Origin of the sequence: Thiocapsa imhoffii (genome assembly GCF_016583985.1) — a bacterium.
GTDB classification, from domain to species: domain Bacteria; phylum Pseudomonadota; class Gammaproteobacteria; order Chromatiales; family Chromatiaceae; genus Thiocapsa; species Thiocapsa imhoffii.
In genome coordinates this window covers 29748-53880 of sequence record NZ_NRSD01000001.1, presented here as the reverse complement: position 1 = coordinate 53880, position 24133 = coordinate 29748, and the positions used below count along the sequence as shown (strand labels likewise).

The following is a 24133-nucleotide window of genomic DNA, read 5'->3' as shown; positions in this document are numbered from 1 at the left end:
GGCGGATCGAACGGGCCGCCCTGGCGTGAACCAGATCACCTCAGGCCCGATCGAAGCGGGCGAATTCCATACTAAAGTGCCCACGACCCTGCGTCAGGCTCCGCAGCGTCGTGGTGTAGCCCAGTAGGACCTCCAGGGGAGCCTCGGCGTGAAGGGCGACCATGTCGCCGCTCCGTTCGGTCCCGCCGATCAGCGCGTGACGCGCCTGCAGATCCCCGAGGACGGTGCCGAGATTGCCTTCGGGAATCACCACCTCGACCCGCATGACGGGATACATGGCGACGGGGTCGGCCGCCTCGAGCGCCTGGCGCAGTGCCTTGGCCGCCGCCGCGGCGAGGGCCTCGGGTGTCGATCCGGGGCCAAACAATTCGATCTCACGCAGACCCACCCGCACATCCTCGACCGGGGCGGCGAGCAAGGGTCCGGCGGCCAAGGTCGCACGCAGCGACTGCTCCACGGCCGCGCGTTGCGCCGCGGAGAGTTCCGCGCCAGCCGGGACAATCGTGGCCTCCCACCCGATCGGTTCGCCCGCGCCCCGCGTTAAGGGGCTCACCTCGAGCCCAACTCGAGCCATCAAATCCAGCTGACGGCGATCCGGATTCGGTGGTGGGGCAAAGAGCACCTGAGCGGACGCCGCGCGCCGAATGGTTTCACGCGTCGCCACGGCCGGGCGACCGCTGCGCACCCGCACGCCGAACTCACGTTCGATGCGTTCCAACACGATCTGCAGATGCAGCTCGCCCATGCCCCGGATCAAACGCTGACCGGTTTCGGGATCCTCCTCCACGCGCAGGGTCGGATCTTCCTGTTGAACCTTATCGAGCACCTCGAGCAGCTTCTCCTCGTCGGTCCCGGCCGCGGGTTCGATCGCGAGCCCCAGCACGGGGGCGCGCGTATCGATCCGTTCCAAGCACACGAGCTGGTCGGGGTCGCAGAGGGTGTCCCCGGTCGCGGCATGCCGCAGCCCGGCTAAGAGCACGATCTCACCAGCCCGCGCCTGCTCGATCCGCGTCTTTTTGCCCGCATCCACATCGAACAGACGTGCCACCTGCTCGCGCTGGATCGCACCCGATGGGGTCGCAAAGGCGATCGTCTGACCGGGCCGCAGAACCCCGCGGTAGAGACGCGCGAAGACATGCCGACGCCCCTCCCAGAGTTGGACCTTGAAGGCCAAGGCAGCGAGTGGCCCGTCGGTCACCATGGCCACGGGCACCGGCTCGCCCGCGGGCGTGGTCGCAACCGCCGGCGGGCGATCGAGTGGCGCGGGAAGATAGTCGACGATGCCATCCATGAGTGGCTGCACCCCCACATTGCGCAGCGCGCTGCCACCAAAACACAGACAGAAGCGACCGCGGAGCACCCCACGCCTGAGGGCGGCACGCAGGGCCCGCGGTTGCGGGATCTCGCCGGCGAGCACGCTATCGGCGAGCGATTCATCCAGTTCCGCGGCGGCCAAATAGAGTGACTCACGCAGATCCGCGAGGTCGTCCCACAGGGGCGCGGGGCAGGGTTCGCACACCAGGGTCTCGCCCTGCTCACCCACGAAACCAATCCGCGTTCGGTCGATCAAATCCACCACGCAGCCCTGCTCAGGCAAGGGGTAGGTGATCGCGATCGGCTCGATCGCGAGGCGCTGGCGAATCGCCGCAAGGGCTCGGCGATAGTCCGCGCCGGGGCGATCCATCTTGTTCACGAACGCGAGCGCGGGCAATTGAAACCGTGACCGTTGACGCCAGACTGTCTCGGTCTGAGACTCGACCCCGCGCACGCCATCGAGGACCAGCACGCACCCATCGAGCACGCGCATCGCGCGCTCGACCTCGATGGTGAAATCGACATGACCGGGGGTGTCGATGATCTGGAGCAGGTGATCGCGCCAGGGGGCCTTGGTCACGGCCGCCGTAATGGTGATGCCGTGTCGCTGCTCCTCGGCGAGATAATCCATGTGCGCCGCGCCATCGTGCACCTCTCCGATCTTGTAGGATGCACCGGTGTAGAAGAGGATCCGCTCGGTCAGGGTCGTCTTGCCCGCATCGACATGCGCGGCGACACCGATGTTGCGGACGTGCGACAATCGCGACTGTTTTTTCATCTTTAAATGACGACGTTAGGTACGGACATGGCCGGAATCAGCATCCTGATCTCGACTCGCGCGCAGCTCGCCGCGATCGTCCTCTTGGCATCCCTCGGATCGGGTCTGGTTGCACCCGCACTCGCCGCAACCTACCAACTCGAAAACCCGGGCGACAGTGTGATTGGCTTCCCCTTCTATTTCACGACCCGTGGTGGCGACACCCTGCTCGATGTGGCGCGCCACAACAATCAGGGATGGGACGACATGCGTCAAGCCAATCCCAATGTGGATATGTGGCTGCCGGGCGATGGCACCGAGGTCCTGGTCCCAAGCTTCTACATCCTGCCCGATGCCCCGCGCACCGGCCTGGTGATGAATCGCGCCGAGAAACGGCTCTACTACTACCCACCCGACAACCCCAACGAAGTGCGCACCTATGCCATCAGCATCGGTCGCGAAGGCTGGGACACGCCCCTCGGCACCTTCTCGATCGTCGAGAAGGTCAAGGACCCAACCTGGACGCCGCCGGCCTCCGTGCGGGCCGATTATCTGTCACGAGGCAAGGTCTTGCCGGCCGTGGTGCCGCCTGGGGATGACAATCCGCTCGGTCATCGTGCGATGCGGCTCAGCGCGCGCAGTTATCTGATCCATGGCACCAACAAGCCGTGGGGGCTGGGGATGCGCTCGAGCGCGGGCTGCATCCGGATGTATCCAGAGGGGGTCGAGGAGTTGTTCGGACTGGTCAACGTAGACACCCAGGTGACCATCGTCGACCAACCCTATAAATTCGGTTGGCGGGGCAATGATCTTTATCTGGAGGTCCACCTGGAGGAGGACGTGGCGCCGAAGCCGGCACGTTCGATTGTGCCCGAAGCCATTGCGGACACCGAAGGCCTGACGATCGATTGGCGTGCGGTGGAGAAGGCGATTCGAGAAAACACCGGCGTCCCACAAGTCGTGGGAAGCCGGCGCAACGGCTCTTACTTGCCCATGATCTTCTGATACATGCGGTCGAGACGTTCGGTGTTGGCATTGCAGCATGCCTGGGCACTGTTGGCAGTGTCCATGGCTTGCTGAGCCATGTCACGCGCGGTCTGGTCGGTCGTGCAACCGCCGAGCAGCGCGACACCGAGGACGGCGGCTGCGGACAGAGAGGCGAGCTTGACGATCTTGGTCATCGTTTTAAATCTCCATGGTTGGCCGGTAGGCCATACTTATATAACACATTGACACGGGTTTTTCCGAACATGAGGTGTCGCTTTCCCATGAATCGGGAATGCAACACTCAGTGTTCCGAGCAAGACTGCGACCCTGTTGCTTGAGGATTCACGATCAGCTCACCTGAAGCAGCGCCCATCGCAGACTGTTGCGAAGATTGAGGCAAATTCAGCGACGCATCAAGAGTGCGACGAGGATGCGGAAGAGATTTTCACAGAACGTTACATTAATGCAACACATCCCTTCTCCGATTGCCCCCGAGTGGTGCGGGTTGCGGTCTTCATCACACTACCGTAGCTCATGACCAGTGGAAGCAGGCCCGGTCATGGTGCATCATAGGCCATGATCCTCGGGATCATCCCCACCTGGACACAGTCGCCCGCGTCCGTCCCGGCGCGTATTCGCACCGGCCCGTGTCTGCCGCGGCCCAAGTCGACTGGGGCTCGGATCCGGCTTCCCCCGCGAAGGAGACTTCAGATGCGCCGCGACGATGGCCGGATCATCCCGGCACTGGGGTCCGCGCAGGCGACGTTTCGCTGCGACGGCTTCGTGCGCGATGGCACCATCGCAACGCCCGATGGCGAGCCCATGTCGCTGCAGGCGCTGCCGCCCTTCCTGCGCGCCCTCTTGGTGACCGACGGGACCGTGACCAAGATCCTGGAGGCCTATTTCTGGGAGCCCGTGACCGTCGAGACCATCGCTCAGCGCTTCGAAGCGGCCGCGGCGGCCGTCCCGGCCATCGATCTCGAACCAGGCGACCGCTGTCTGATCCGTGATGCACGCCTGCTCGGCGTGGACTCGGGTCGCAGCTTCGCCGCGGCCTGCTCCCAGATTCGCACCGAGTTGATCCCAGAAGATCTGCGGCAACGTCTGATCGATCGCGAGATCGGTATCGGCGTCCTGATCCGCGACAGTGGTCTGGAAAGCTATCGTGAAGTCCTCGACGTCGGCCTCGATGCGGATCCCGCGGGCCATCTCGCGGTCCGTCGCACCTATCGCATCATCATCGAGCGCCGCCCCGTGATCCTCATCACCGAGCGTTTTCCCCTCGCACTCTACGCCGCGGGGGAGGCGGCGGCCTGAATGACTGAGCCGCGGCGGGAGCCCCCAGTGGGAGACCGGTGAGAGCGACCGATGCGGTGGAGCCGTGCGGAGGGAGGCCCGACGCGCGTCGCATCCCGCCTTCGAGCATCGACACCATTCGCTTCCACGAGACCCCTGAAGGAATCGATCTCGCCCTGCGGGTCGCCGGTCCCGTGGTGCGCGCGCTCGCGCTGGTGATCGACGTGTTGATCCGCCTTGCCATCCTTGTGGTCGCACTGCCCCTGCTGGCCCTTCCCGGGGTCGGGGCCGGCATCTTCCTCTTACTGCTGTTCGGGCTAGAGTGGTTGTACCCGGTCTTCTACGAGGTGCGCCATGGCGCGACTCCCGGCAAACGCGCGCTGGGTCTGACCGTCGTTCATGAGGATGGCACCCCCGTCGGGCTCTCGGCCTCCCTGATTCGAAACCTGCTTCGAGTCGTCGATTTTCTCCCCCTGCTCTACGCGGTGGGGCTCGTCAGTTGCCTGGTTGACCGTGATTTCCGCCGACTCGGGGATCTCGCCGCTGGCACCCTCGTGATCCATCACACCCCACCGCAACCGCAGGCCCAAGGCCTCGACGTCCCCCCGCGCAGACCGCCTCCGGGACTTCCGAGCGCGCTGCAGCAGGCCATCCTGGCCTTCGCCGAGCGCGGCCGCTCTCTCTCGCCAGCACGACGCGGCGAGCTTGCCGAGATTCTCGCCGGACCGCACGGCCTGCGCGGATCCGCCGCCGTAGCGGCCGTCGAGGGATGGGCCGCTTGGATCGCCAGCGGCGCGGGCGATGCGCCCGCCCTGCCCCAGCCCAACCCGCGGGGTGCGCAACCGCCCCCATGACCAGTCGGACCCGCCCCGGCGAGACTCATCCACCCACGACGGATGCCAGATGCTAGAGTGAACGGGGATCCAACCATTCGATCGAACGCATGAGACAGCGCGCCTTCGAGATCGCTCACGCCGAGGTCTGGGACGAGTACCGCCGCTGGCTCGACCATCTCGAGGCCGGGGCCCGCGCCGGGACCAGCGCGCGTGCCGGAACCCGTCGTCGTCTTCCGCGGCCCAGGTCTCACGCGGCCGCGTTCCCGCGTCTTCACCGCCAAGTCTGCGTGCACTATGCGCTGGCCCGCGGCCGCGGCTACAGCCCGGGGTTGGTCGAGGCGCTCGAACAACTCGTGCGGCGCGGTCATCGACTCCTCTATCGTCGACGCCCCCTGTCAAGCGCGGCGGCGCTCGACTTCATGACGCGCCACTTCCCGGCGACGCTGCGTCGCCATCACGGGGTCTTCTGGATCGCCGCGCTGGTCTTCTACGCCCCCATGATCATGATGGCGTTCGCCGTTCACCAAGACCCACAACTGGTCTACAGCCTGATGGACGCCACCCAGGTCGCCGACCTCGAAGCGAGCTATGATCCGGCGCGCCGTCATCCTGGGCGCGGCCCGGATCGCCAAGCCGACACCGATGTCGCCATGTTCGGTTTCTATATCATGAACAACATCGGCATCGGCTTTCGCACCTTCGCCGGTGGGTTGCTCTTGGGTCTCGGCAGTCTCATCATCTTGCTCTTCAATGCACTCTACATCGGCGCGGTCGCCGGTTATCTGACGCAGCTCGGATATGGGTCGACCTTTTGGCCCTTCGTCAGCGGTCATGGGCCATTCGAACTGACGGCGATCGTCATCTGCGGCACCGCGGGGCTGCTGCTCGGCCAAGCCCTGGTCGCGCCCGGCAATCGGACCCGCTTGGCGGCGCTCCGGGAGCATGCGGGGGACGCGGTGATCCTGGTCGGCGGCGCCGCCATCCTGCTCGTCCTGGCCGCGGTGATCGAGGCGTTCTGGTCGGCCACGCCCGCCCCCGCGGCCTTGAAATACGGCATTGGTCTCGCCGGTTGGGGCTTGGTCGGCCTCTATCTCGCACGTGCCGGATTGCGCCCGCACCATGCAGCTTGATCACGTGTCCTCGGTCCTGCGCCCCCGGCGATCCTGGGAAGGGATCGACCTGGGATTTGCCATGGCGCGTGTCTGGTTCCTCCCACTCTGGTTCCTCTGGTGGGTGACCGCACTGCCTTATGCCCTCTTCCTGGCCCTGATCAGTGGTGGGCGGGCCGATCTGTGGTTGCTTGCCCTCTGGTGGTGTAAACCCTTGTACGAGGCCCCGTTGCTCTTCTGGGCGAGTCGCGCCCTGCTCGGCGCGCAACCGCCCTGGTCAGCCACCCACGCGGTGGTGCGAACGGCCATGTCGCGCGCGCTCCTGCCGCTCCTGTTGTGGCGCCGGCTGAGTCTGCGCCGCGCCTTCCTGATGCCCGTCACCATCGTCGAGGGTCTGCGTGGGGAGCCAGGACGCCAGCGCCGGCGGGTATTATCCCTGCATCAGAGCGCGCCGCGGTGGTTGACCATCCTGTGCTATCACTTCGAAGCGATTCTCTGGCTCGGCCTGTTGCTGACACTCGTCTTCCTCATCCCGCGGGAGCTCGTCAGAATCGATCTCGCCGCGCTTGTCCTGGGCGCGGGGTCCTGGCTCGATTGGCTCAGCGCGTTGCTGTATCTGCTGGCCTTCTCCGTGATCGCACCCGTCTATGTCTGCGCCGGGTTCGCACTCTATCTGACACGACGCACCGAGCTAGAGGCCTGGGACTTGGAGGTGGCCTTCCGCCGTGCACACTCAACGCCACCGACCTCAGGCCGCGTCCCGCGCCCAGGTACCCTGGCGGGACTGACCCTAATCGGCCTGTGCACGACGCTGGCGAGCGGAGACGCGATGGCCGTCACCAAGCTGGATCCGGACCAGGCGCAGACCCTCATCCAGGAGATCCTCGCCGATGAGGATTTCGGCAGTCGTCTGGACGTGACCCTCTGGCTGCCACCAGGCGCCACCGACGCGGACAATCCCGCCGAACGCGCCTGGTCACCTGGCGTGCGCACCTGGATGCTCTTGTTGGCCACCGCGTTGAAATGGCTGGCGCTCGCCCTCGTGCTCCTGATCCTCGCCGGCTTGGTGGTGCGCCTCGCCCACGACTGGCGGCGGCGTCTGCGGCGACCGCCTCATCCCGTACCCAACGCCTTGCCGACCTGGTTCGGCCAGGCCCCGGACCCGGTTGTCCCGGAGGAGAGCGCGACGCGGATTCGCGCCCTCTTGGACGCGGAACAGGCGCGCGCCGCACTCGCGCGACTCTACGGTTGGATGCTGGCCGAGGTGTCGCGACTGGGACCGAGACTGTCACCGGGTGCGACCGAGGGTGATTGTCTGAGCGGCGCACGCGCGCGCCTGCCCGCCGCGTCCGCGGCGCTCGTCACACGCGTGATCGCACACTGGCGTCTGGTCGCCTATGGTCGGCGCGAACCCGATGCGCGCCTGGTGAGACAGCTGTTCGATGGCTGGTGTCAGGTGCTCGGTCGTCGCGAGACCACCCGGGCATCGCCCACCACCACGCCCCGCACGCGACTGTGAGCGCCGAGCGTCGCCTTCTGGTCCTGGCCGTGACCGGCGTCCTGTTGAGTCTCCTGGTCGCCGTGGCTGGCGTCTTCACGCGGCTCGAGCCGCAAACGATCGAGATCGAACTGGGCCCATCGGACAGCGCACGGCGTGATCCGCTGCTGGCCGCCGAGCGTTTTTTGGCCCGTCTCGAGCTGCCGGTCGCACGTGATCACGCCGGCGCGCGGTTGCGCCGACTGCCACCGCCGGGCGACACCCTCTTGGTCACCGAGGCGCGCGCGCTGTCACACGAGCAGCTCGCGGCGCTTGACGACTGGATCCAGGCGGGGGGCCGGCTGGTGCTGATGGTGACCCGGGATCCCGCCGCCCCCATCACCGCCGCGGATCACACGCACAGCGCGGCCGTGCTGGCGCACTTCGACCTGGATCTGCACATCAACCCCAGCCCGCGGGGCGCGGTGAACGTCCTGGTGAACATCCCGGATCCCGCCGGCTCTGCCCCGCTGCGCGTCACCTGGTCCGATCGGATCACGTTGGGTGGAGCGCGCGCCACGGACCGCGTGCTTGAACAGGATGAACGTCTCTTCCTCATCGAACGCGAACAGGGCGAAGGGACGCTCACAGTCCTCGCTGATGGGCACTTCATGACCAATACAGCCATCGGCGAGCTGGATCACGCCCTCTTCACCGCACGCCTCCTCGCCCCAGCGCAAGCCGGACGGGTGATTTGGCTGCTCGATACCCGCGAGACCCCCACCTTGGGTCGTCTGCTCTGGTCGGCGGCACCGCTCGCCCTGATCTCGGGGGCGCTCTGCCTGCTGGTATGGGTGTGGTCACTGGGCGGTCGGCTCGGACCCTTGCAGGAGGTGCCAAGCCGCGACCGACACGATCTCATGGAGCACTTGGAGGCCAGCGCCGATTTTCTCTGGCGCCACCGGGCGATCGAGGCGCTCCTGGCACCAACCCGGCGCCGCGTCCGGGCCTGCTGGCGGGAGCGCAGCCGCGCACCATCCAGCTCGCCGGATGAGCCACACCTGGCGCGCCGTCTCGCCGAGACGCTGCACGTCCCGGAGGAGGAGATCGTCCAAGCCCTCCAGGACCATCCCACCGACCCCGGCGCCTTCGTGCGTGTGAGCACGCGACTGCACGACATGTTGGAGGCTCGCCGCAGCCCACGGGGACACTGACGCCGCATCCGTGCTGGCGTCTGGCCCCACACCAGCACGCTCCTCTGACGTCGACTATACTGGGTTGTAAGTCGATGAATCCTGGCCACTGCGCCGTCAGCAGCACACTCAAAGACCGTCTGGAGGTCTCGCCGATCAGAGGCATTCACCCCGATACGCAGTGAGCCGAACCCGCGTGAGCGCACGCAACGGACGCGGCGGGCCGCCTGAGTCCAGCCTCACCCATCCCGCACGGACAGCCGAGTCCGCTCAGGATACGGCCCGCTCGCGGAGAGGCACTGATGACGCAGCGAGCAACACCACCAACACCACGCCACGCCACTGGAGCAGTGGCCGCGGCGCAGCCCGAAGAGACGGTCGACGCAGGGGAGATGATCTCACCCGCGCAGGCCCGGACCCTCCCGGGACTCTTCCAGCGGCGTGTCGAACTGACGCCACGGCGCGTTGCCTATCGCGTGTTCGGCCCAGCCGGGTGGCAAGATCTTGATTGGCAGACCCTCGCCGAACAGGTGGCGCGCTGGCGGCTGGGCTTGGCGCGTGAAGGCCTTGAGCCGGGAGATCGGGTCGCCGTCAGTCTGCCGAACGGCCTCGATTGGGTGTGTTTCGATCTCGCGTCGCTTGGGCTCGGTCTGATCACCGTTCCCCTCTACACGACCGATAGCCCTGGCAATCTCGCCCATATCCTGGCCGACTCCGATGCCCGTGTGCTGGTTTTGGATCAAGCGTCGCGGTGGGCGGCAATCGCCGCACGGCACCCGGACGGGTTGGCCCGCGTGCAGCGTCTGGTCTGCCAGCACGGCGAGGCCAGCGCACCCACCGACCCACGGGTGCGCCGGCTCGCCGACTGGTTACCGACCCACAGCGAAGATGAGCACGCGAGCGCCTCAGCGCCCGTCAGCGTCGTGGATCCTCATGCCGTGGCGACCCTGGTCTACACCTCGGGGACCACCGGGCCACCCAAGGGGGTGATGCTGTCGCACCACAACATCCTAACCAATGCTGCGGCGGTCTTGCAGCGCATCCCGGCGCGGCCGAGTGATGTGTTTCTCTCCTTCCTGCCGCTGGCGCATGCCTTCGAACGGACCGTGGGCTATTACCTCCCCATGATGGCCGGGTGCCGTGTCGCCCATGCACGCTCGGTCGCTCAGTTACGCGAGGATCTCATCAGTGTCCGACCGACGGTGCTGCTGTCCGTGCCCCGCTTCTACGACAAGATCTACCACGCCATCCAGGCAAAGCTCGGTGAACGCGGGTTGAAGCGGTGGCTCTTCGAACAGACGATGGTGCTGGGCTGGCAACGCTTCGAGGCCGCGGGAGATCGGTGCCCCAAGCCGCAGGCGTGGGATCGCCTGCGCTGGCGTCTCCTACAGCGTCTCGTCGCCGCTCCCGTGCTCGCGCGTCTCGGCGGGCGCATGCGGGTCGCCGTCAGCGGCGGGGCACCCTTATCGGCAACGGTTGCCCGCTGTTTCGTCGGTCTCGGCCTTCCCCTGACCGAAGGGTACGGACTCACCGAGGCCGGACCGGTGGTGAGCAACTGCGCACCCGCGGACTTCAGACCCGGCTGGGTGGGCCGTGCGCTCCCTGGAGTGCGGGTCCGGCTCGGCCCAGGGGACGTTCTCCAGGTCCAAGGACCCAACGTCATGTCAGGCTACTGGCGTCAGCCTGAGGCCACGGCAACCGTCCTGGACCCGGATGGCTGGTTGGATACCGGCGACATTGGTGAGATCCGCGACGGCTGGATCGCGATTCGCGGCCGGCTCAAGGAGATTCTGGTCACCTCCACCGGCGAGAAGATTCCACCTGCCGATCTGGAGAACGCCTTGACCATGGACCCGCTGATCGATCAGGCCATGGTGGTCGGCGAGGGACAACCCTACATCGCCGTGCTCTTGGTGCTGGCCCCCGCACCTTGGCGTGCGCTGGCCGAGTCACAGGGTCTCGATCCCGACATGCCGGCCGCACTGGCGAGCCCCGCGATCCGCGCGCTGGTCCAGACCCGTGTGAACCGTCTCCTTGAGGCCTTTCCCGCCTATGCGCAGGCCCGTGCGCTCCACCTCAGCCTCACGCCCTGGACGATCGATGAAGGGTTGCTCACGCCCACGATGAAGCTCAAGCGCCCGGCCTTGGAGGCCCGTTTCGCGCAGACCATCGCGGAACTCTACAACTGAGTGACGCCGGGGCGAGCGCGGCTCAGTGGCGACGCAGGCGCCAGCGGCGGAGCAGATGACCGGTTCGTCGTCGCGCCCGCAGGCCGAAACGGTAGAGACCGAAGAGCCGGTTGCCGGTGCGCGTCACCAGGGTATTGCGCACCAGCTCGCCACCGAGTTGACTCTTGAACCGCGTCACGTCGTTCAGCGCGGCATCGGTCAGGTCATTGGCCCTTGCCCCCGCGGCGGAGAGGGCCTCGAAAACCCGCCAACGCAAGAAGGGGGTGCTCCCCAGGTTGAGATAGGCGGCATCGGCACCGGCGCAGACGGTGTGGGTCACCGGATGCGGACCGGTCAGGACCAACTGGGTCGCCACGGCCCGCCCATCGGGTAAGCGGGCGTGAAACAGCCGACAGAGATCGCGTGCCTGCAACTGTTGCAGATAGGTTTGAAACGCCGGGCGCGGCAGGTACAAGGGCGCACCCTTGCGTTCGTGCGTCTGCTGATGGAGCCGATAGAAACTCTCGAAGTCATCGTCCTGAGTGACCACCAAACCCTGCCGCGTGGCGCGTGTGATCAAGCGCCTCAGATTCCGATGCACCCGCGACCAGGCCACCTCGAGATCCCCGATGTCGACCACATAACTATAATTCAGGCTGACCTGCCAGGCCGTGTTCAGGAACGGGCGCAGATCCGCGAGCGGATGGCGGACATGCAAGAGCAGATGCAGGCAGTCGACCTGCCGCAGGGCCTCCTCAAGGGTCGCGAGGATCGCCAGCTGGCGCGCGGTGCGCTCCGCGGGACTCTTGGTGACCGCATCACGCACCACCGGGCTGTGATAGTAGAGCAGCAACCGATTCGCGGCCACGCGCCCGAATCCGCAACGGGAGAGATAGAGCGGCATGCCACCCACGCACTCATCGCCCTTGAAGACGCCCAGGATCCTGAAGTCGGCATCGGTGACCTGCGCGAGGACCTCGAGATAGGCTGGCAGCGCGTAGACACTCCCGCACTCCGCTTCCGCGACCAGCTGGTTCCAGATGGGATAGTCACGTTCCTGCAGTGTTCGTATGGACAATTCCGACCGCATCGCTCTTCACCTTTTCTCCAGATTCCGTGCGCCATCGTCTCAACGAGTGATATTCCCAGGGGGATCACGATGATCGAATCCGATGCCCGTCTCCTCGCAACCCTGGCGCGTCTCGCCGAGCTGCTCGAGGCCATGCACCATCCTCGTGCCGCCTGGGTCGCGGATCAAGTCGAACGATTCGAGCAGGATCCGCAGCGCGGACGCCGTGCCCTCGACCAGAACGACTGGTGGGCCGGTGCCGGCTCGTTGGCCGCCGCGACCATGGCCGACAACCCCGGGTTACCCGAGCCACTCTGGAACCAGTACACCCGGGAATTTCGCTCCCTGATGATTGATCTCGGCGAGGCGTTACAGGCCCAGGGCGCCGCGAACCCGGGGCTCTCCTCCTGGCTGCTCGCGTTCAACAATTGGAACGCGTCCGAGGTCTGAGATGACGGCGTTGCCGGGCCGGTGTCGCGGAATCCTCCCGGCGCGCTGGCGCTGGACGGACGCGCTCGGGCGCAAAGCCAAGCTGACCACGGGCCCCACTGGCCGCATAATCGCTGAGCAAGGTGGCGGTGATCTGCTGGGGGTCACCGCCGTGCTCCAGCAACCAGGCATGCAAGGCCTCATAGAGTCGTTCGAGGGCGATGCCATGGGTGGTGCCCAAGCGTGCATAGAGTGCATCCACGCACTCCAAGAAGCGCGTGAACGGCGACGCGGCCAATAACAGTGGCAGCGTCTGGGTAAACCGCCCCGAATTGCCGATCAGATCCCAGTAGCGCGCGAACCGAACCAGCCGCTGCAGCATGGGCGCGTCGATCAGATCGTTGGCTATCAAGGCATAAGGCGGCATTGCTTGGAAGCGCATCCCGAAGCGCGCCGCGTCATGAGTGATTGGCGTCCCCCGCAGTCGCTTCAAGAGACCAACCTGGATCTCGTGCGGGGCGAGTCGCACGAGCCGATCGAACCCGTGCGCAAAGGAGGCGACGTCCTCCCCCGGCAGCCCCAGGATGAGATCCGTGTGCAGATGCGCGTGCGTCTCCTGGCGCAGCCAGCGTAAATGGTACTCGGTGCGCGCATTGTCCTGACGACGGGCGATCAGCCTTTGCACCCTCGGATTGAAGCTCTGCACACCGACCTCGAGCTGCAGGGTACCAGGGGGAAAAGCCGCCAACATCGCCTTCAGCGGTTCCGGCAGGTGATCCGGAATGAGTTCGAAATGCAGAAACAGCGGTTCCGCGGGCTCCGCCGCGAGCCGCTCCAGAAAGAACGACAGCACCGCCAGCGCGTGGTCCAGATTGAGGTTGAAGGTGCGATCGACGAACCGGAAGGCACGTGCTCCGCGGCTGTAGAGCTGTCCCAATTCACTCAAAACCCGAGCGGTTGGGAACGGCCAGGCCGTGCGGTCGAGCGCGGACAAACAGAAGGCGCAGCGGAAGGGACAACCGCGCGAGGCCTCGACATAGAGCCGGCGATGACGCAAATCCTGTTCGGAGAACTCGGCCCCGGGCAGGATGATGTGGTCCAACGAGGGCTGCTCGCCAGCCAGCACCCGGTCGAGGGGCCGGACTCCATTGAGAATCGCGCCCGCCAACCGCGCGAAGGTCACCTCGCCCCAGCCGGTGACCACATAGTCGGCGCGCGCGCAGATCTCCTGGTCCGCGACCTCGTGGCTAACCTCGGGCCCACCAAGCACGACCACGACCTCCGGTGCGACCGCCTTCAGCATGGTCACGACCCGCGTTAAGGGGACAACATTCCAGATGGCGACCGACAAGCCGATCAGCCGCGGACGCTCCGCTAGTAACGCTCTCACCACGGCCTCGGGCGCCACCCCCACGACGAACTCACGCAGCACACAGACCTCACGCAAGGCACCCAGATTCGCGCGGAGATAGCGCAAGGCCAAGGAGGCATGCGCATAACGAGCATTCAAGGTGGCGAGGACGATGGCGGAGGACATGCCAGGATTCCTGATTCAGGCTCGTGGGAGGCAAGGACGCTGGCGAGGCTCGCCACGCCGTCCCGGATCCCACGGATGCGGACAGAGCGGCCATCGCGGGCGGCTTGAAGACAGCGCGCCGATCACGGCATCGGCGACACCGGTCGGACCGCTCGCGGCGCGACCCGCCGCGGTCGGAAGGCCCGCAGCAGGCGCGATAATGCCGCCGCGGCCTGCGGATCGGGCGCCGGTCCATAGCGTGCCGGGAGATAGATCTCGAGCACCCGCGCGACATCTGGCGCCAGATCCGGTCGCGCGCGGCTGACCCGTCGGCCATAATCCAGCGGCCCTTCCTGCGCGCGGCGGGCCAGTCCGATCCGGGCAAGGCGTTGGCAGAAACGCGCGTAGGCGGCCTCAAGCGGGGCGACCCGCTGGCGTTCGCGGATCGAGCCCAAGACGAGGATGGCGAGGGTCAGCGCGCCCGTGCTGATCATCAGGACGACGAGACCGTATTCACGCAGTTCGCCGAGTCGCAGGCGCTCCAGCACCGCCAGTTGATCCTCGATCGAAAACCCCAGCACCCAATCCTGCCAAGCGGCGTCGAGGCTGTCCCCGAACAGCCGCAGGGTGCGCGCGAAACGGGCGAGGGCATCGGCCTGCTCGAGCGTGAAGCGCACCGAGGGACTGGCACCGAGCATCCGCGAGGCACCCCGATTGTCGACCCGGGCCGGATTCACCGCGGCGGTTGGGTCGACCCGCACCCAGCCGCGCCCCGCGATCAGGACCTCCGCCCATGCGTGGGCGTCGGATTGCCAGACCATGTGATAACCGCCGACGCGGTTGCGTTCGCCCCCGAGATAACCGAGCACGACCCGCGCCGGAATACCGGCCAGGCGCATGAGGACCACGAAACTGTTGGCATAGTGTTCGCAAAAGCCCCGGCGGGTCTCGAAGAGGAACTCATCGGTCGGATTCGCACCCAGCCGGGGCGGCAGCAGGGTGTAATGGAAGTCCTCCTGGTTGAAATGGGTCAAGGCGGCTTGCACCAAGGCCCAGTCGTCCTGCGTCTGCCCCCGCCAGCGCTCCACCAAGCGGCGCATGCGCGGGGTGATGTTGGGCGGCAGTTGCAAACCGGCGGCCTGCCGCGCCGGATCCGCGGGCGCGGTGCGGTAAGCCAGTGCGGAGGTCACGACATAGCGTTTCGCCGAGGTGATCGGCTCACGTGCCAGCAACTGGTAGTCCGGGCTCAGGTGCGCCTCGGCGGGGACCGTCTCAGGGAGATCCAGGGCAAACAGCCAGCGTTGATCAGTCGGTTCGAGGGTCACCTCATATTGCAGATGCTCGGAGGCGGACTCCAGTGCGTGCGGCAAGCCCGCATCGGGCAGCGCCTCGCTCCCCGGGGTCCAGCGCCGCCCATCGGTTTCCCACAGCACCGGCCCGCGCCAGTAGAGCTGTTCCGCCGAGGGTGGGGACGCGTCGAAGCGCACGCGGAAGGCGAGTTCGCCGTTGAGCACCAACTCGCTGATGGCACCCGGTTCCATGCTGTCCGACATCCCGGTCATCCCCCGTCCCCCGTCGAGGCCCAGACTCCAGAGCGGGGCACTGAGACGCGGAAACAGAACGAAGAGCACCAGCGTCAGCGGCAAGGCCTGGAGCGACAGCCGCGCCGCGATCCCGAGGGTGGCGCGCAGCCGACGGCTGCCGAGCCCGATGTTCAGCTCCACCAGCAGGGTCACCACCGCGAAGGCAACCGCCGCGAGGTAGAGCGCCAGCAGGGGTGATTGGTCGAACAAGAACTGCACCACGATGAGGAAACCGATCAGGGTCGCGACCAGACGAAGATCGCCCTTGCGGCGCAGCTCCATCAGCTTCAGCACCAGCATCGAGATGAAGAGCGCGGTCCCGGCACTCTGACCGGACCAACCCTGGTAGGTGATGAGTGCATTGGCCACGCCAATCAGAGTCAGACCGATCAACGGCCAGATCCCTGGCAGCAGCGCCGGCCAGCGCAGCGCGGCCAGCCGGATCGCGACGACCACCAGGAAAAAGGCGCTGATCTGGGGTGCCAGATGCCACCCCAGTGGCACCGCGGCCGCGCACAAGAGGAGGGTGATCCAGAGGATCTGCGGGCGCTCAGGCCGCTCGGATGGTGGGATCGATCGCATCGTCATCAGGTTCGTAGAGCGCGAGATGGGTCAAACACTGTTGGAGATGAAGATCACCGCGACCGGGCGACTCCTGGACTCCAGGCAACCGCAAACCGTAGCGGACGCCGGCCTCCGCGGCATCGAGGAGTTGACGCGCCAGGAGACTGATTCGTTCCTCCGGGTCCGTGACCCTGAGCGCCCGCCAGTCGATCCAGACCTCCTGCCCCTCGTACCCACCGAATTGTTTCACGAACAGGCCGCGCTCACGGGCGAACACCTTCCAATCGATCTGCTTTGGCGAGTCGCCGTCGCGATAACCACGCGGACCCAGATAATCCTCCATCCCCTCGACACCCTGCTGACGGCGCGGCTCGGTATCGCCCGCGGCCGCCCGCGGTACCGGCGCGAAGGCGCTCGGCTTGGGGTAGATCAAGGTCGTCGCGGTCGTCATGATGTGGCACCAGGCCCGAAACAGATGCAGTGGATAGCGGGTCTCGAGCTGGATGTCGTCCAGGGCGAGCAGACCCCGTCGGGGCGCGGCCACGGCGATGCGCAAGGTGCCGACGTCCCCACCCGCGACCGCGACCCCATCAAGCCGCCGCGCCGCGCAGCTCAGGACCAGATCATAGCGGCTGCGACGTCCCGGATTCTCGATCAAGACCTCGAAGACGGCGTCGTCCCCCGCAAAGACCGGGGCCCCGCCGCGGACCCGCACCCCCAACCCCAAGAGGTTGAACCAAGTGTGATGCATGGCCACGAGCGCCACCGAGGCCAGGAAAAAGGTGAATAGCAAGCCTAGGTTATTCTGATAGTTGAGTGATCCCAGCAGCATCACGAAGAGCACCGCGGCGAAGCGCAGGCCGCTCGCCGTCGGCAGGATGAAGATGCGTCGTCGCCCAACGCGCGCAACCCCATCGGCATCCGCCGGGATGCGTCGCAACAGCCCCCGCAGCAACGACCGGCGCAGCCGCTGCCAGCCCAGTCGCCACCCCGGCGGGGGTGAGGGTGCCCGCCTGGTCCTCATGTCAAGGCGATATGCTCAAGGATCGTGCTGACCACCGACTCCTCGTCGAGACGTCCACCCTGTTCGGAGGCGACCAGACGATGCACCACGCAGGCTGGTAGCACGGTCTGCACGTCCTCGGGGATGACATAATCGCGATGCGCGAGCAGTGCCCATGCCTTGGCCGCGCGCAGGATCCCCAACCCCGCGCGGGGCGAGAGACCATGCAGAAAGCGCTCGCTCCCGCGGGTCGCGCGCAGAATGGCATGCACATAGTCGATAATGGCCGGCGCGGCATGGGTTTGCTCGACCAGCCGCTGGAGCGTGAGCAATTGCGCACGGGACAGAACCGGCTGTTGGCGCTCGATCAGCGCGCGCCGATCCTCCCCGGCGAGCAGGGCCTTCTCTTGCTCGGCGGCCGGATAGCCCAGCCGGATGCGCATCAGGAAGCGGTCGAGCTGCGACTCCGGGAGCGGAAACGTCCCGACCTGGAAGAGCGGATTCTGGGTCGCGATCACGAAGAAGGGCTCGGGCAGGGCGCGGGTCTCGCCCTCGACCGTCACCTGGCGCTCTTCCATCGCCTCGAGGAGCGCGCTCTGCGCCTTCGGGGTCGCCCGATTGATCTCATCGGCAAGCAGCAGTTGCGCGAAGACCGGGCCCGGGTGGAAACGGAACGATTCGGTGGCGCGATCATAGACCGACACCCCGACGATATCCGCCGGCAGCAGGTCGCTGGTGAATTGAATGCGCGCATACTCGAGTCCGAGCAGGCGCGCGAGCAGATGGGCGAGCGTGGTCTTGCCGACGCCCGGGACGTCCTCGATCAAGAGATGTCCACGCGCGATCAGGCACGCGAACGCGAGTCGCAGTTCCTGGTCCTTGCCGAGGATCACCGCGCCGGCCGCCGTGAGGAGCTGCTCGGACAGAACGGCGCTCGCGTGTGAGCGCTGCGGGCCCCGCATCACGACGCTCGGCTCCGGGGCCACGACCAGGGCGCGCCCGTTTGGGTTAAACTTCGCTCCGTCATAGACTTGAGTATCCTGATATGGTGTTTGGCGATCCGTACGACGTGGTGGTGGTGGGCGGTGGTCATGCCGGAACCGAGGCGGCCTTGGCGGCCGCGCGCTGCGGTGCCCAGACCCTGCTGCTGACCCAGAATCTCGAAACGATCGGCCAGATGAGCTGTAATCCGGCGATCGGGGGGATCGGCAAGGGTCACCTGGTCCGGGAGATCGATGCCCTGGGTGGTCTCATGGCGCGCGCCGCCGATCGCGGCGGGATCCAATTTCGCATCCTCAATGCCAGCAAGGGCGCGGCGGTGCGGGCAACCCGCGCACAGGCTGACCGCGCCCTTTATAAGGCTGCCGTGCGCCACGCGGTCGAGCATCAGCCCAATCTCTTTCTCTTTCAACAAAGCGTCGAGGATCTCCTGATCGAGCAGGACCGGGTGATCGGCGTCGAGACCCAAATGGGGTTGCGGATTCAGGCGCAGGCCGTGGTGCTGACCGTCGGGACCTTTCTCGGCGGTCGCATTCATATTGGTTTGTCCAACTATGAGGGCGGCCGGGCCGGCGATCCACCGTCGAACGCCTTGTCGCGCCGCCTGCGGGCACTGGGCTTGCGGGTCGAGCGTCTGAAGACCGGCACCCCACCGCGTATCGATGGGCGCACCATCGATTATCGCCGTCTCAGCGAGCAACCCGGCGATCAACCCACCCCGGTGTTCTCCTTCCTCGGCAGCGCCGCCGATCACCCGCCGCAGGTGAGCTGCCACATCACCCACACCAACCCGCGTACCCACGAGATCATTCACTCCGGGCTCACGCGCTCGCCACTCTACACCGGCGTGATCGCCGGCGTCGGTCCCCGCTACTGCCCGTCGATCGAGGACAAGGTCGTGCGCTTCGCCGAAAAGGCCTCGCATCAGATCTTCGTCGAGCCGGAAGGATTACAGACCCATGAAGTCTATCCTAATGGCATCTCAACGAGCCTGCCCTTCGACATCCAGCAGGCTCTGGTGCGCTCGATCACCGGGTTCGAGCACGCCCGGATCACCCGCCCCGGTTACGCGATCGAGTATGACTATTTCGATCCCCGCGACCTCAAGCCATCATTGGAGACCCGCGCCCTCCAGGGCCTCTATTTCGCCGGCCAGATCAACGGGACCACCGGCTACGAGGAAGCGGCGGCACAGGGGCTGCTCGCCGGCACGAACGCCGCACTCCAAGTCCAGGAACGAGAGTCGTGGCGACCGCGTCGTGACGAGGCCTACCTGGGCGTCATGATCGATGATTTGATCACGCGCGGCACCACCGAGCCCTATCGGATGTTCACCAGTCGCGCCGAGTACCGGCTGCTGCTGCGCGAGGACAACGCGGATCTGCGCCTGACCGAGACCGGCCGGCAGCTCGGGCTCGTCGATGAGACCCGCTGGCGGCACTTCTCCCACAAGCGCGAGGCCCTCGAACGCGAGCGCCAACGCCTCCAGGACACCTGGGTCCGTCCCGAACGGCTCGACCCGGACTTGAGCACGCGCATCCTCGGTGAGCCGTTGCGGCGCGAGACCCGCGCCACGGAGTTGCTCGCCCGCCCCAATGTCGGCTACGCCGGGGTCATCGCACTGGCCGGCGCCCCGCCGGCGCCCCTAAGCGCGGAGGTCACCGAGCAGCTGGAGATCCAAGCACGCTATCAGGGCTACATCGAGCGCCAACAGGATGAGATCGCACGTCAACGTGACCAGGAGGCCCGTGCCCTGCCCGCGGATCTCGATTACGATCAGGTGCGCGGACTCTCCAGCGAGGTACGCGAGAAACTCAACCGGGTCCGCCCCATCACCATCGGCCAGGCCGCGCGGATTCCAGGCATGACGCCCGCGGCCGTCTCGCTGCTGCTCATCCATCTGAAACGGCGCTGCGCGTGAACCCGCCCACGCCCCCCGCACCGACTGAACTCGCCGAGCGTTTGACCCAGGGCGCCACGGCGCTCGGCCAACCGCTCGACGAGTTGGCCCACACGCGCCTGCTGCACTTCGTCACCCTGCTGGCGCACTGGAATCGCGCCTACAATCTCACCGCCGTGCGCGAGCCGGCCGCGATGATCCCGCGGCATCTCCTCGACAGTCTCGCGGTGCGGCCGTACCTGTTCGGGGAGCACGTGCTGGATCTCGGCACCGGGGCGGGGCTGCCAGGGCTGCCGCTGGCCATCCTCGAACCGCGGCGGCACTTCTGGCTGCTCGACAGCCAACTCAAAAAGCTCACATTCGTGCGCCAGGTGATACTCGAACTGGGCCTCGAGAACGTCGAAACCGTCCAGGCGCGGATCGCGACATACCGGCCGGGGCGAAACTTCAGTACCATAGTCAGTCGTGCCGTGGCCTATGCCCACCTGCAACCGGTCCTGCAGCACGGGTTGCTTGCGCGACCTGGTCGCGTGCTTCTGATGAAGGGTCGCGATCTCTCCGAGGTCACGCGGATGCCAACCGACGCGGACCTCACCCTGAGCATCGAGCCCCTACGCATCCCGTTCCTCGACGCCGAACGTCACCTGCTCGTCCTAAGGAGTGATTGAGTCGACCATGGTCAACATCATCGCGATTGCCAACCAGAAAGGCGGCGTCGGCAAGACCACGACGGCGGTCAATCTGGCCGCTTCGCTCGCCTCGCTGAAGCGTCGCGTCCTCCTCGTCGATCTGGATCCACAGGGCAATGCCACCATGGGGTGCGGCATTGATAAGCATCAGCTCACCCATTCGACCTGCGATCTCCTGCTCGGCGACAGTGCGCTGGCCGCCTGTCTGTGTCGCGTCGCCGACCCGGCCCCCGGCTTCGATCTGCTCCCGGCGAATGCCGACCTGACCGCCGCCGAGGTCGGGCTCATCGGTTCGCAGGATCGCGAGTTACGCCTCACCCGGGTGCTGGAGCACGCGCTCGAGGCTTACGACCTGGTCATCATCGACTGCCCGCCATCACTCAACATGCTGACCGTGAATGCCTTGGTGGTGGCCGATGGCGTCTTGATCCCGATTCAGTGTGAGTACTACGCCCTCGAGGGTCTGTCGGCCCTGATGGACACCATCGAGCAGATCCGCGCCAACCGCAACCAACGACTGCGGGTCGAGGGGATCCTGCGCACCATGCACGACCCGCGCAACAATCTCGCCAATCAGGTCTCGACCCAATTGGTGACCCACTTTAAGGAACAGGTGTATCGGACCATCATCCCGCGTAATGTCCGACTCGCCGAAGCACCGAGCCATGGTCTGCCGGCGCTGCTCTACGATCCCGCGTCCAAGGGGGCCATCGCCTATCTCGCGCTCGCGAGCGAGGTGCTGCGACGGCGCGCGAGTCGCGCGTCCGCCGCCTGACGTCCGGTGCGCAACCGACCCGCGCGCAAGGGCGAGCACCGTGCTGCCGGACGTCCCGCCAAACCCCGCCGAGATGCCCTCGGTACCGCACTTCGAGCTGATCACGACCCAACCGAATCTAATGGATAACGAGCACACCGTCCCGCCGAAAAAAAAGGGGCTCGGCCGCGGCCTCGATGCGCTGCTCGGGGCCGCGCGCGCGCCCATGGTCACGGTTGCCGCCGACGCCGACGCGGACGACGCCCGCACCGCGACCAGCACGCCCGACGGCGAGCGGATCACCCGACTGCCGATCGAGTGGATCAAGCCCGGCCGCTATCAGCCGCGGCACGATTTCGATCCCGATGCGCTGCGTGAATTGACCGACTCCATTCTCGCCCAAGGCGTGATCCAGCCGATCCTGGTGCGCGCACTCGCCACCGACCGCTATGAGATCATCGCCGGGGAGCGCCGCTGGCGGGCCTGCCAGCAGGCCGGACTCGCCGAGATCCCCGCCATCGTGCGCGACGTCGAGGAACAGGCGGCGCTCGCCATCGGCCTGATCGAGAACATCCAGCGCACCGACCTCAAACCGCTCGAAGAGGCCGGTGCCCTCGAACGCCTGCTCAAGGAGTTCGAACTCACGCACCAACAGATCGCCGACGCACTGGGCAAGTCGCGCTCCATGGTCACGAACCTCCTGCGTCTGCTCGATCTCGAACCCGAGGTCCGGGAGCGCCTTGAGCAGGGCCTACTCGAGATGGGGCATGCGCGTGCCTTACTAGGCCTGCGCGGACCCGAGCAGGTCCGCGCGGCGGTTCAGGTCGTGCGCGCGGGTCTGTCGGTGCGCGAGACCGAACGGCTCGTGCGTCGGCTCCAGCAACCGGGGGAGCCGACCCCGGTCAGCGAGCGCGACCCCGCCCTCGATCCCAATATTCGCCGGCTCCAGAGCGATCTCACCGACCGCCTCGGCGCTCGGGTCGAGATCAAGCCCGGCCAGCGCGGCACGGGAAAGTTGGTGATCGCCTACAACAGCCTCGACGAACTCGATGGGATTCTCTCGCACATCAAATGATGGGCTTCGGCGCCATGAATCCGACAGCACGTTGACCCCAATATCGATGGACGCTTATAATGTCGGCGCTTGAGCAATTTGCTCAGCCATATCGTGACGATCCAATGCAACACTCGGACGTGCGCCAGGCCAAACGGGTCCTGACATACCAGACCATCCTTGGCATGGTGGCTGTGGCGTTCGCCCTCCCGTTTGGAGCCTCGGTCGTGCTCTCGGTCGTTATCGGCGCTGGAGCCTGTATCCTGGCTAATGCATTGTTCGCAACGCTGGTCTTTCGCGGCTACCGTGCTCAGGAGCCGGGCCGTCTGGTCATGCGCATCTATGGCGCCGAGTTGGCAAAGCTCGGTCTGATCCTCGGCGCATTCACCATTGCTTTCATGACGCTGGACGACCTCAGTCTACCGGCCTTGCTTGGTGCTTATCTGGCGATTCAGGTCATTCCCCCACTGATCGCTGCCCAATTGCCTGAACGAACCACGAAGTGAGAGTTGATCGATGGCTTCTTCCGATACCCTGACCGCTCAAGAATACATCCAGCACCATCTCACGAACCTGACGCTCGGCGTTCATCCCGAGAACGGATTCGGCTTCGCCCACAACAGCGCGGAGGCCGCCGAGATGGGCTTCTGGGCCATTCATGTCGACACTCTGTTCTTTTCGGTGCTCCTCGGGGGCGTCTTTCTCTGGTTCTTCAAGAAGGTTGCTGATCGTGTGACCGCTGGCGTCCCCGGGGGAGCACAGAACTTCGCCGAGTGGATCATCGATTTCGTGGAAGAGAACGTCCGCGGCTCCTTCAGCGGCAAGAATCCCATGGTCGCGCCGCTCGCCCTGACGATCTTCATTTGGGTCTTTCTCATGAACCTGATGGACCTGGTTCCAGTCGACCTGATCCCGCATCTCTTTGCGCAGTTCATGAGTCTCTTCGGTGCCGACCCACATCATGTCTATTTAAAGATCGTGCCGACGACGGACCCCAATGCGACCTTTGGCATGGCGCTGATGGTCTTTATCCTCATCCTCTATTACAGCTTCAAGATGAAAGGCCCCGGTGGTTTCGCCGCTGAATTGACCCTGCAGCCATTTGGTAAATGGGGCATGCCCGCAAACCTCTTGTTGGAGTCGATCAGTCTCTTCTCCAAGCCGCTCTCGCTCGGCTTGCGTCTATTCGGCAACCTCTATGCCGGTGAGATGATCTTCATCTTGATCGCGATCATGTACAGCGGTGGCCTCATCATGGCGCTGTCCGGTGGTTTGCTACAGATCGCCTGGGCCATCTTCCACGTCCTGATCATCACGCTGCAGGCCTACATCTTCATGGTGTTGACCATCGTGTACCTGGACATGGCGCATCACACGCATTGATACGCGATCTTGCACGACCACCAGAACTCACTTTGACATACGACTGGAGACAA

At 65.8% G+C, this 24133-nt stretch carries 21 protein-coding genes; 14 read left to right on the top strand and 7 right to left on the bottom strand.

Annotated features, from left to right (window positions below):
• Positions 1-40: 40 nt before the first annotated feature.
• On the bottom strand, positions 41-2092 hold the full coding sequence (locus tag CKO25_RS00225) for an elongation factor G (RefSeq protein ID WP_200385905.1): 2052 nt from the start codon (positions 2090-2092) through the stop codon (positions 41-43).
• A gap of 27 nt (positions 2093-2119) precedes the next feature.
• Here CKO25_RS00225 and CKO25_RS00220 point away from each other — a divergent pair, with 27 nt between their 5' ends.
• The gene (locus CKO25_RS00220; RefSeq protein WP_200385904.1) at positions 2120-3076 is read left to right on the top strand and encodes a L,D-transpeptidase family protein; all 957 of its coding nucleotides are present in this window, start codon (positions 2120-2122) and stop codon (positions 3074-3076) included.
• Here the strand turns inward: CKO25_RS00220 and CKO25_RS00215 are convergent.
• Positions 3055-3252, bottom strand: coding sequence for an alanine-zipper protein (locus CKO25_RS00215; RefSeq protein WP_200385903.1), 198 nt, complete (start codon positions 3250-3252; stop codon positions 3055-3057). The genes CKO25_RS00220 and CKO25_RS00215 overlap by 22 nt on opposite strands.
• Before the next feature lie 517 nt (positions 3253-3769).
• Between CKO25_RS00215 and CKO25_RS00210 the strand changes: the two genes are divergently transcribed.
• The 6 genes from CKO25_RS00210 to CKO25_RS00185 all read left to right on the top strand — a co-directional run bounded on the left by CKO25_RS00210 (position 3770) and on the right by CKO25_RS00185 (position 11158).
• Entirely contained in the window at positions 3770-4375 is a 606-nt protein-coding gene (locus CKO25_RS00210) for a chorismate--pyruvate lyase family protein (protein WP_200385902.1), read from the top strand.
• 38 nt (positions 4376-4413) lie between these two features.
• On the top strand, positions 4414-5208 hold the full coding sequence (locus CKO25_RS00205) for an RDD family protein (protein ID WP_338115031.1): 795 nt from the start codon (positions 4414-4416) through the stop codon (positions 5206-5208).
• Between the two features lie 89 nt (positions 5209-5297).
• A complete protein-coding gene (locus CKO25_RS00200; RefSeq protein WP_200385901.1) occupies positions 5298-6320 on the top strand; it encodes a stage II sporulation protein M in 1023 nt (340 codons plus the stop codon).
• Positions 6310-7818, top strand: a complete 1509-nt coding sequence (locus tag CKO25_RS00195) for a DUF4129 domain-containing protein (protein ID WP_200385900.1) — start codon at positions 6310-6312, stop codon at positions 7816-7818. The genes CKO25_RS00200 and CKO25_RS00195 overlap by 11 nt, the downstream gene beginning before the upstream one ends.
• A complete protein-coding gene (locus CKO25_RS00190) occupies positions 7815-8990 on the top strand; it encodes a DUF4350 domain-containing protein (protein ID WP_200385899.1) in 1176 nt (391 codons plus the stop codon). The genes CKO25_RS00195 and CKO25_RS00190 overlap by 4 nt, the downstream gene beginning before the upstream one ends.
• Positions 8991-9271: 281 nt before the next feature.
• Complete coding sequence (locus CKO25_RS00185; RefSeq protein WP_242467232.1) at positions 9272-11158, top strand: AMP-dependent synthetase/ligase; 1887 nt, start codon at positions 9272-9274, stop codon at positions 11156-11158.
• 22 nt (positions 11159-11180) lie between these two features.
• On the opposite strand, the gene CKO25_RS00180 is transcribed toward CKO25_RS00185, so the two are convergent.
• Positions 11181-12227 (bottom strand): GNAT family N-acetyltransferase, encoded by a 1047-nt coding sequence (locus tag CKO25_RS00180; RefSeq protein ID WP_200385898.1) that lies wholly within the window; start codon positions 12225-12227, stop codon positions 11181-11183.
• Between the two features lie 69 nt (positions 12228-12296).
• On the opposite strand from CKO25_RS00180, the gene CKO25_RS00175 reads away from it, so the two are divergent.
• The gene (locus CKO25_RS00175) at positions 12297-12656 is read left to right on the top strand and encodes a hypothetical protein (protein ID WP_200385897.1); all 360 of its coding nucleotides are present in this window, start codon (positions 12297-12299) and stop codon (positions 12654-12656) included.
• On the opposite strand, the gene CKO25_RS00170 is transcribed toward CKO25_RS00175, so the two are convergent.
• The 4 genes from CKO25_RS00170 to CKO25_RS00155 all read right to left on the bottom strand — a co-directional run bounded on the left by CKO25_RS00170 (position 12628) and on the right by CKO25_RS00155 (position 18263).
• On the bottom strand, positions 12628-14172 hold the full coding sequence (locus CKO25_RS00170) for a B12-binding domain-containing radical SAM protein (RefSeq protein ID WP_200385896.1): 1545 nt from the start codon (positions 14170-14172) through the stop codon (positions 12628-12630). The genes CKO25_RS00175 and CKO25_RS00170 overlap by 29 nt on opposite strands.
• Positions 14173-14294: 122 nt before the next feature.
• Positions 14295-16316: a transglutaminase TgpA family protein gene (locus tag CKO25_RS00165; protein WP_338115030.1), complete on the bottom strand. Its 2022-nt coding sequence runs from the start codon at positions 16314-16316 to the stop codon at positions 14295-14297.
• Positions 16285-17322: a DUF58 domain-containing protein gene (locus tag CKO25_RS00160; RefSeq protein WP_200385894.1), complete on the bottom strand. Its 1038-nt coding sequence runs from the start codon at positions 17320-17322 to the stop codon at positions 16285-16287. The genes CKO25_RS00165 and CKO25_RS00160 overlap by 32 nt, the downstream gene beginning before the upstream one ends.
• Entirely contained in the window at positions 17319-18263 is a 945-nt protein-coding gene (locus CKO25_RS00155; RefSeq protein ID WP_200385893.1) for an AAA family ATPase, read from the bottom strand. Before CKO25_RS00155 ends, CKO25_RS00160 begins: the two co-directional genes overlap by 4 nt.
• Positions 18264-18346: 83 nt before the next feature.
• Between CKO25_RS00155 and mnmG the strand changes: the two genes are divergently transcribed.
• The 6 genes from mnmG (at position 18347) to atpB (ending at position 24080) form a co-directional block, all read left to right on the top strand.
• The gene (gene mnmG / locus CKO25_RS00150; RefSeq protein ID WP_200385892.1) at positions 18347-20221 is read left to right on the top strand and encodes a tRNA uridine-5-carboxymethylaminomethyl(34) synthesis enzyme MnmG; all 1875 of its coding nucleotides are present in this window, start codon (positions 18347-18349) and stop codon (positions 20219-20221) included.
• On the top strand, positions 20218-20868 hold the full coding sequence (gene rsmG / locus CKO25_RS00145) for a 16S rRNA (guanine(527)-N(7))-methyltransferase RsmG (RefSeq protein ID WP_338115029.1): 651 nt from the start codon (positions 20218-20220) through the stop codon (positions 20866-20868). The genes mnmG and rsmG overlap by 4 nt, the downstream gene beginning before the upstream one ends.
• A gap of 7 nt (positions 20869-20875) precedes the next feature.
• Positions 20876-21664, top strand: a complete 789-nt coding sequence (locus CKO25_RS00140) for a ParA family protein (protein ID WP_200385891.1) — start codon at positions 20876-20878, stop codon at positions 21662-21664.
• A gap of 121 nt (positions 21665-21785) precedes the next feature.
• A complete protein-coding gene (locus CKO25_RS00135) occupies positions 21786-22718 on the top strand; it encodes a ParB/RepB/Spo0J family partition protein (RefSeq protein WP_200386296.1) in 933 nt (310 codons plus the stop codon).
• A 104-nt stretch (positions 22719-22822) separates the two neighbouring features.
• A complete protein-coding gene (locus tag CKO25_RS00130) occupies positions 22823-23203 on the top strand; it encodes an ATP synthase subunit I (protein ID WP_200385890.1) in 381 nt (126 codons plus the stop codon).
• A gap of 10 nt (positions 23204-23213) precedes the next feature.
• The gene (gene atpB, locus CKO25_RS00125; RefSeq protein WP_200385889.1) at positions 23214-24080 is read left to right on the top strand and encodes a F0F1 ATP synthase subunit A; all 867 of its coding nucleotides are present in this window, start codon (positions 23214-23216) and stop codon (positions 24078-24080) included.
• The last annotated feature ends 53 nt before the right edge of the window (positions 24081-24133 follow it).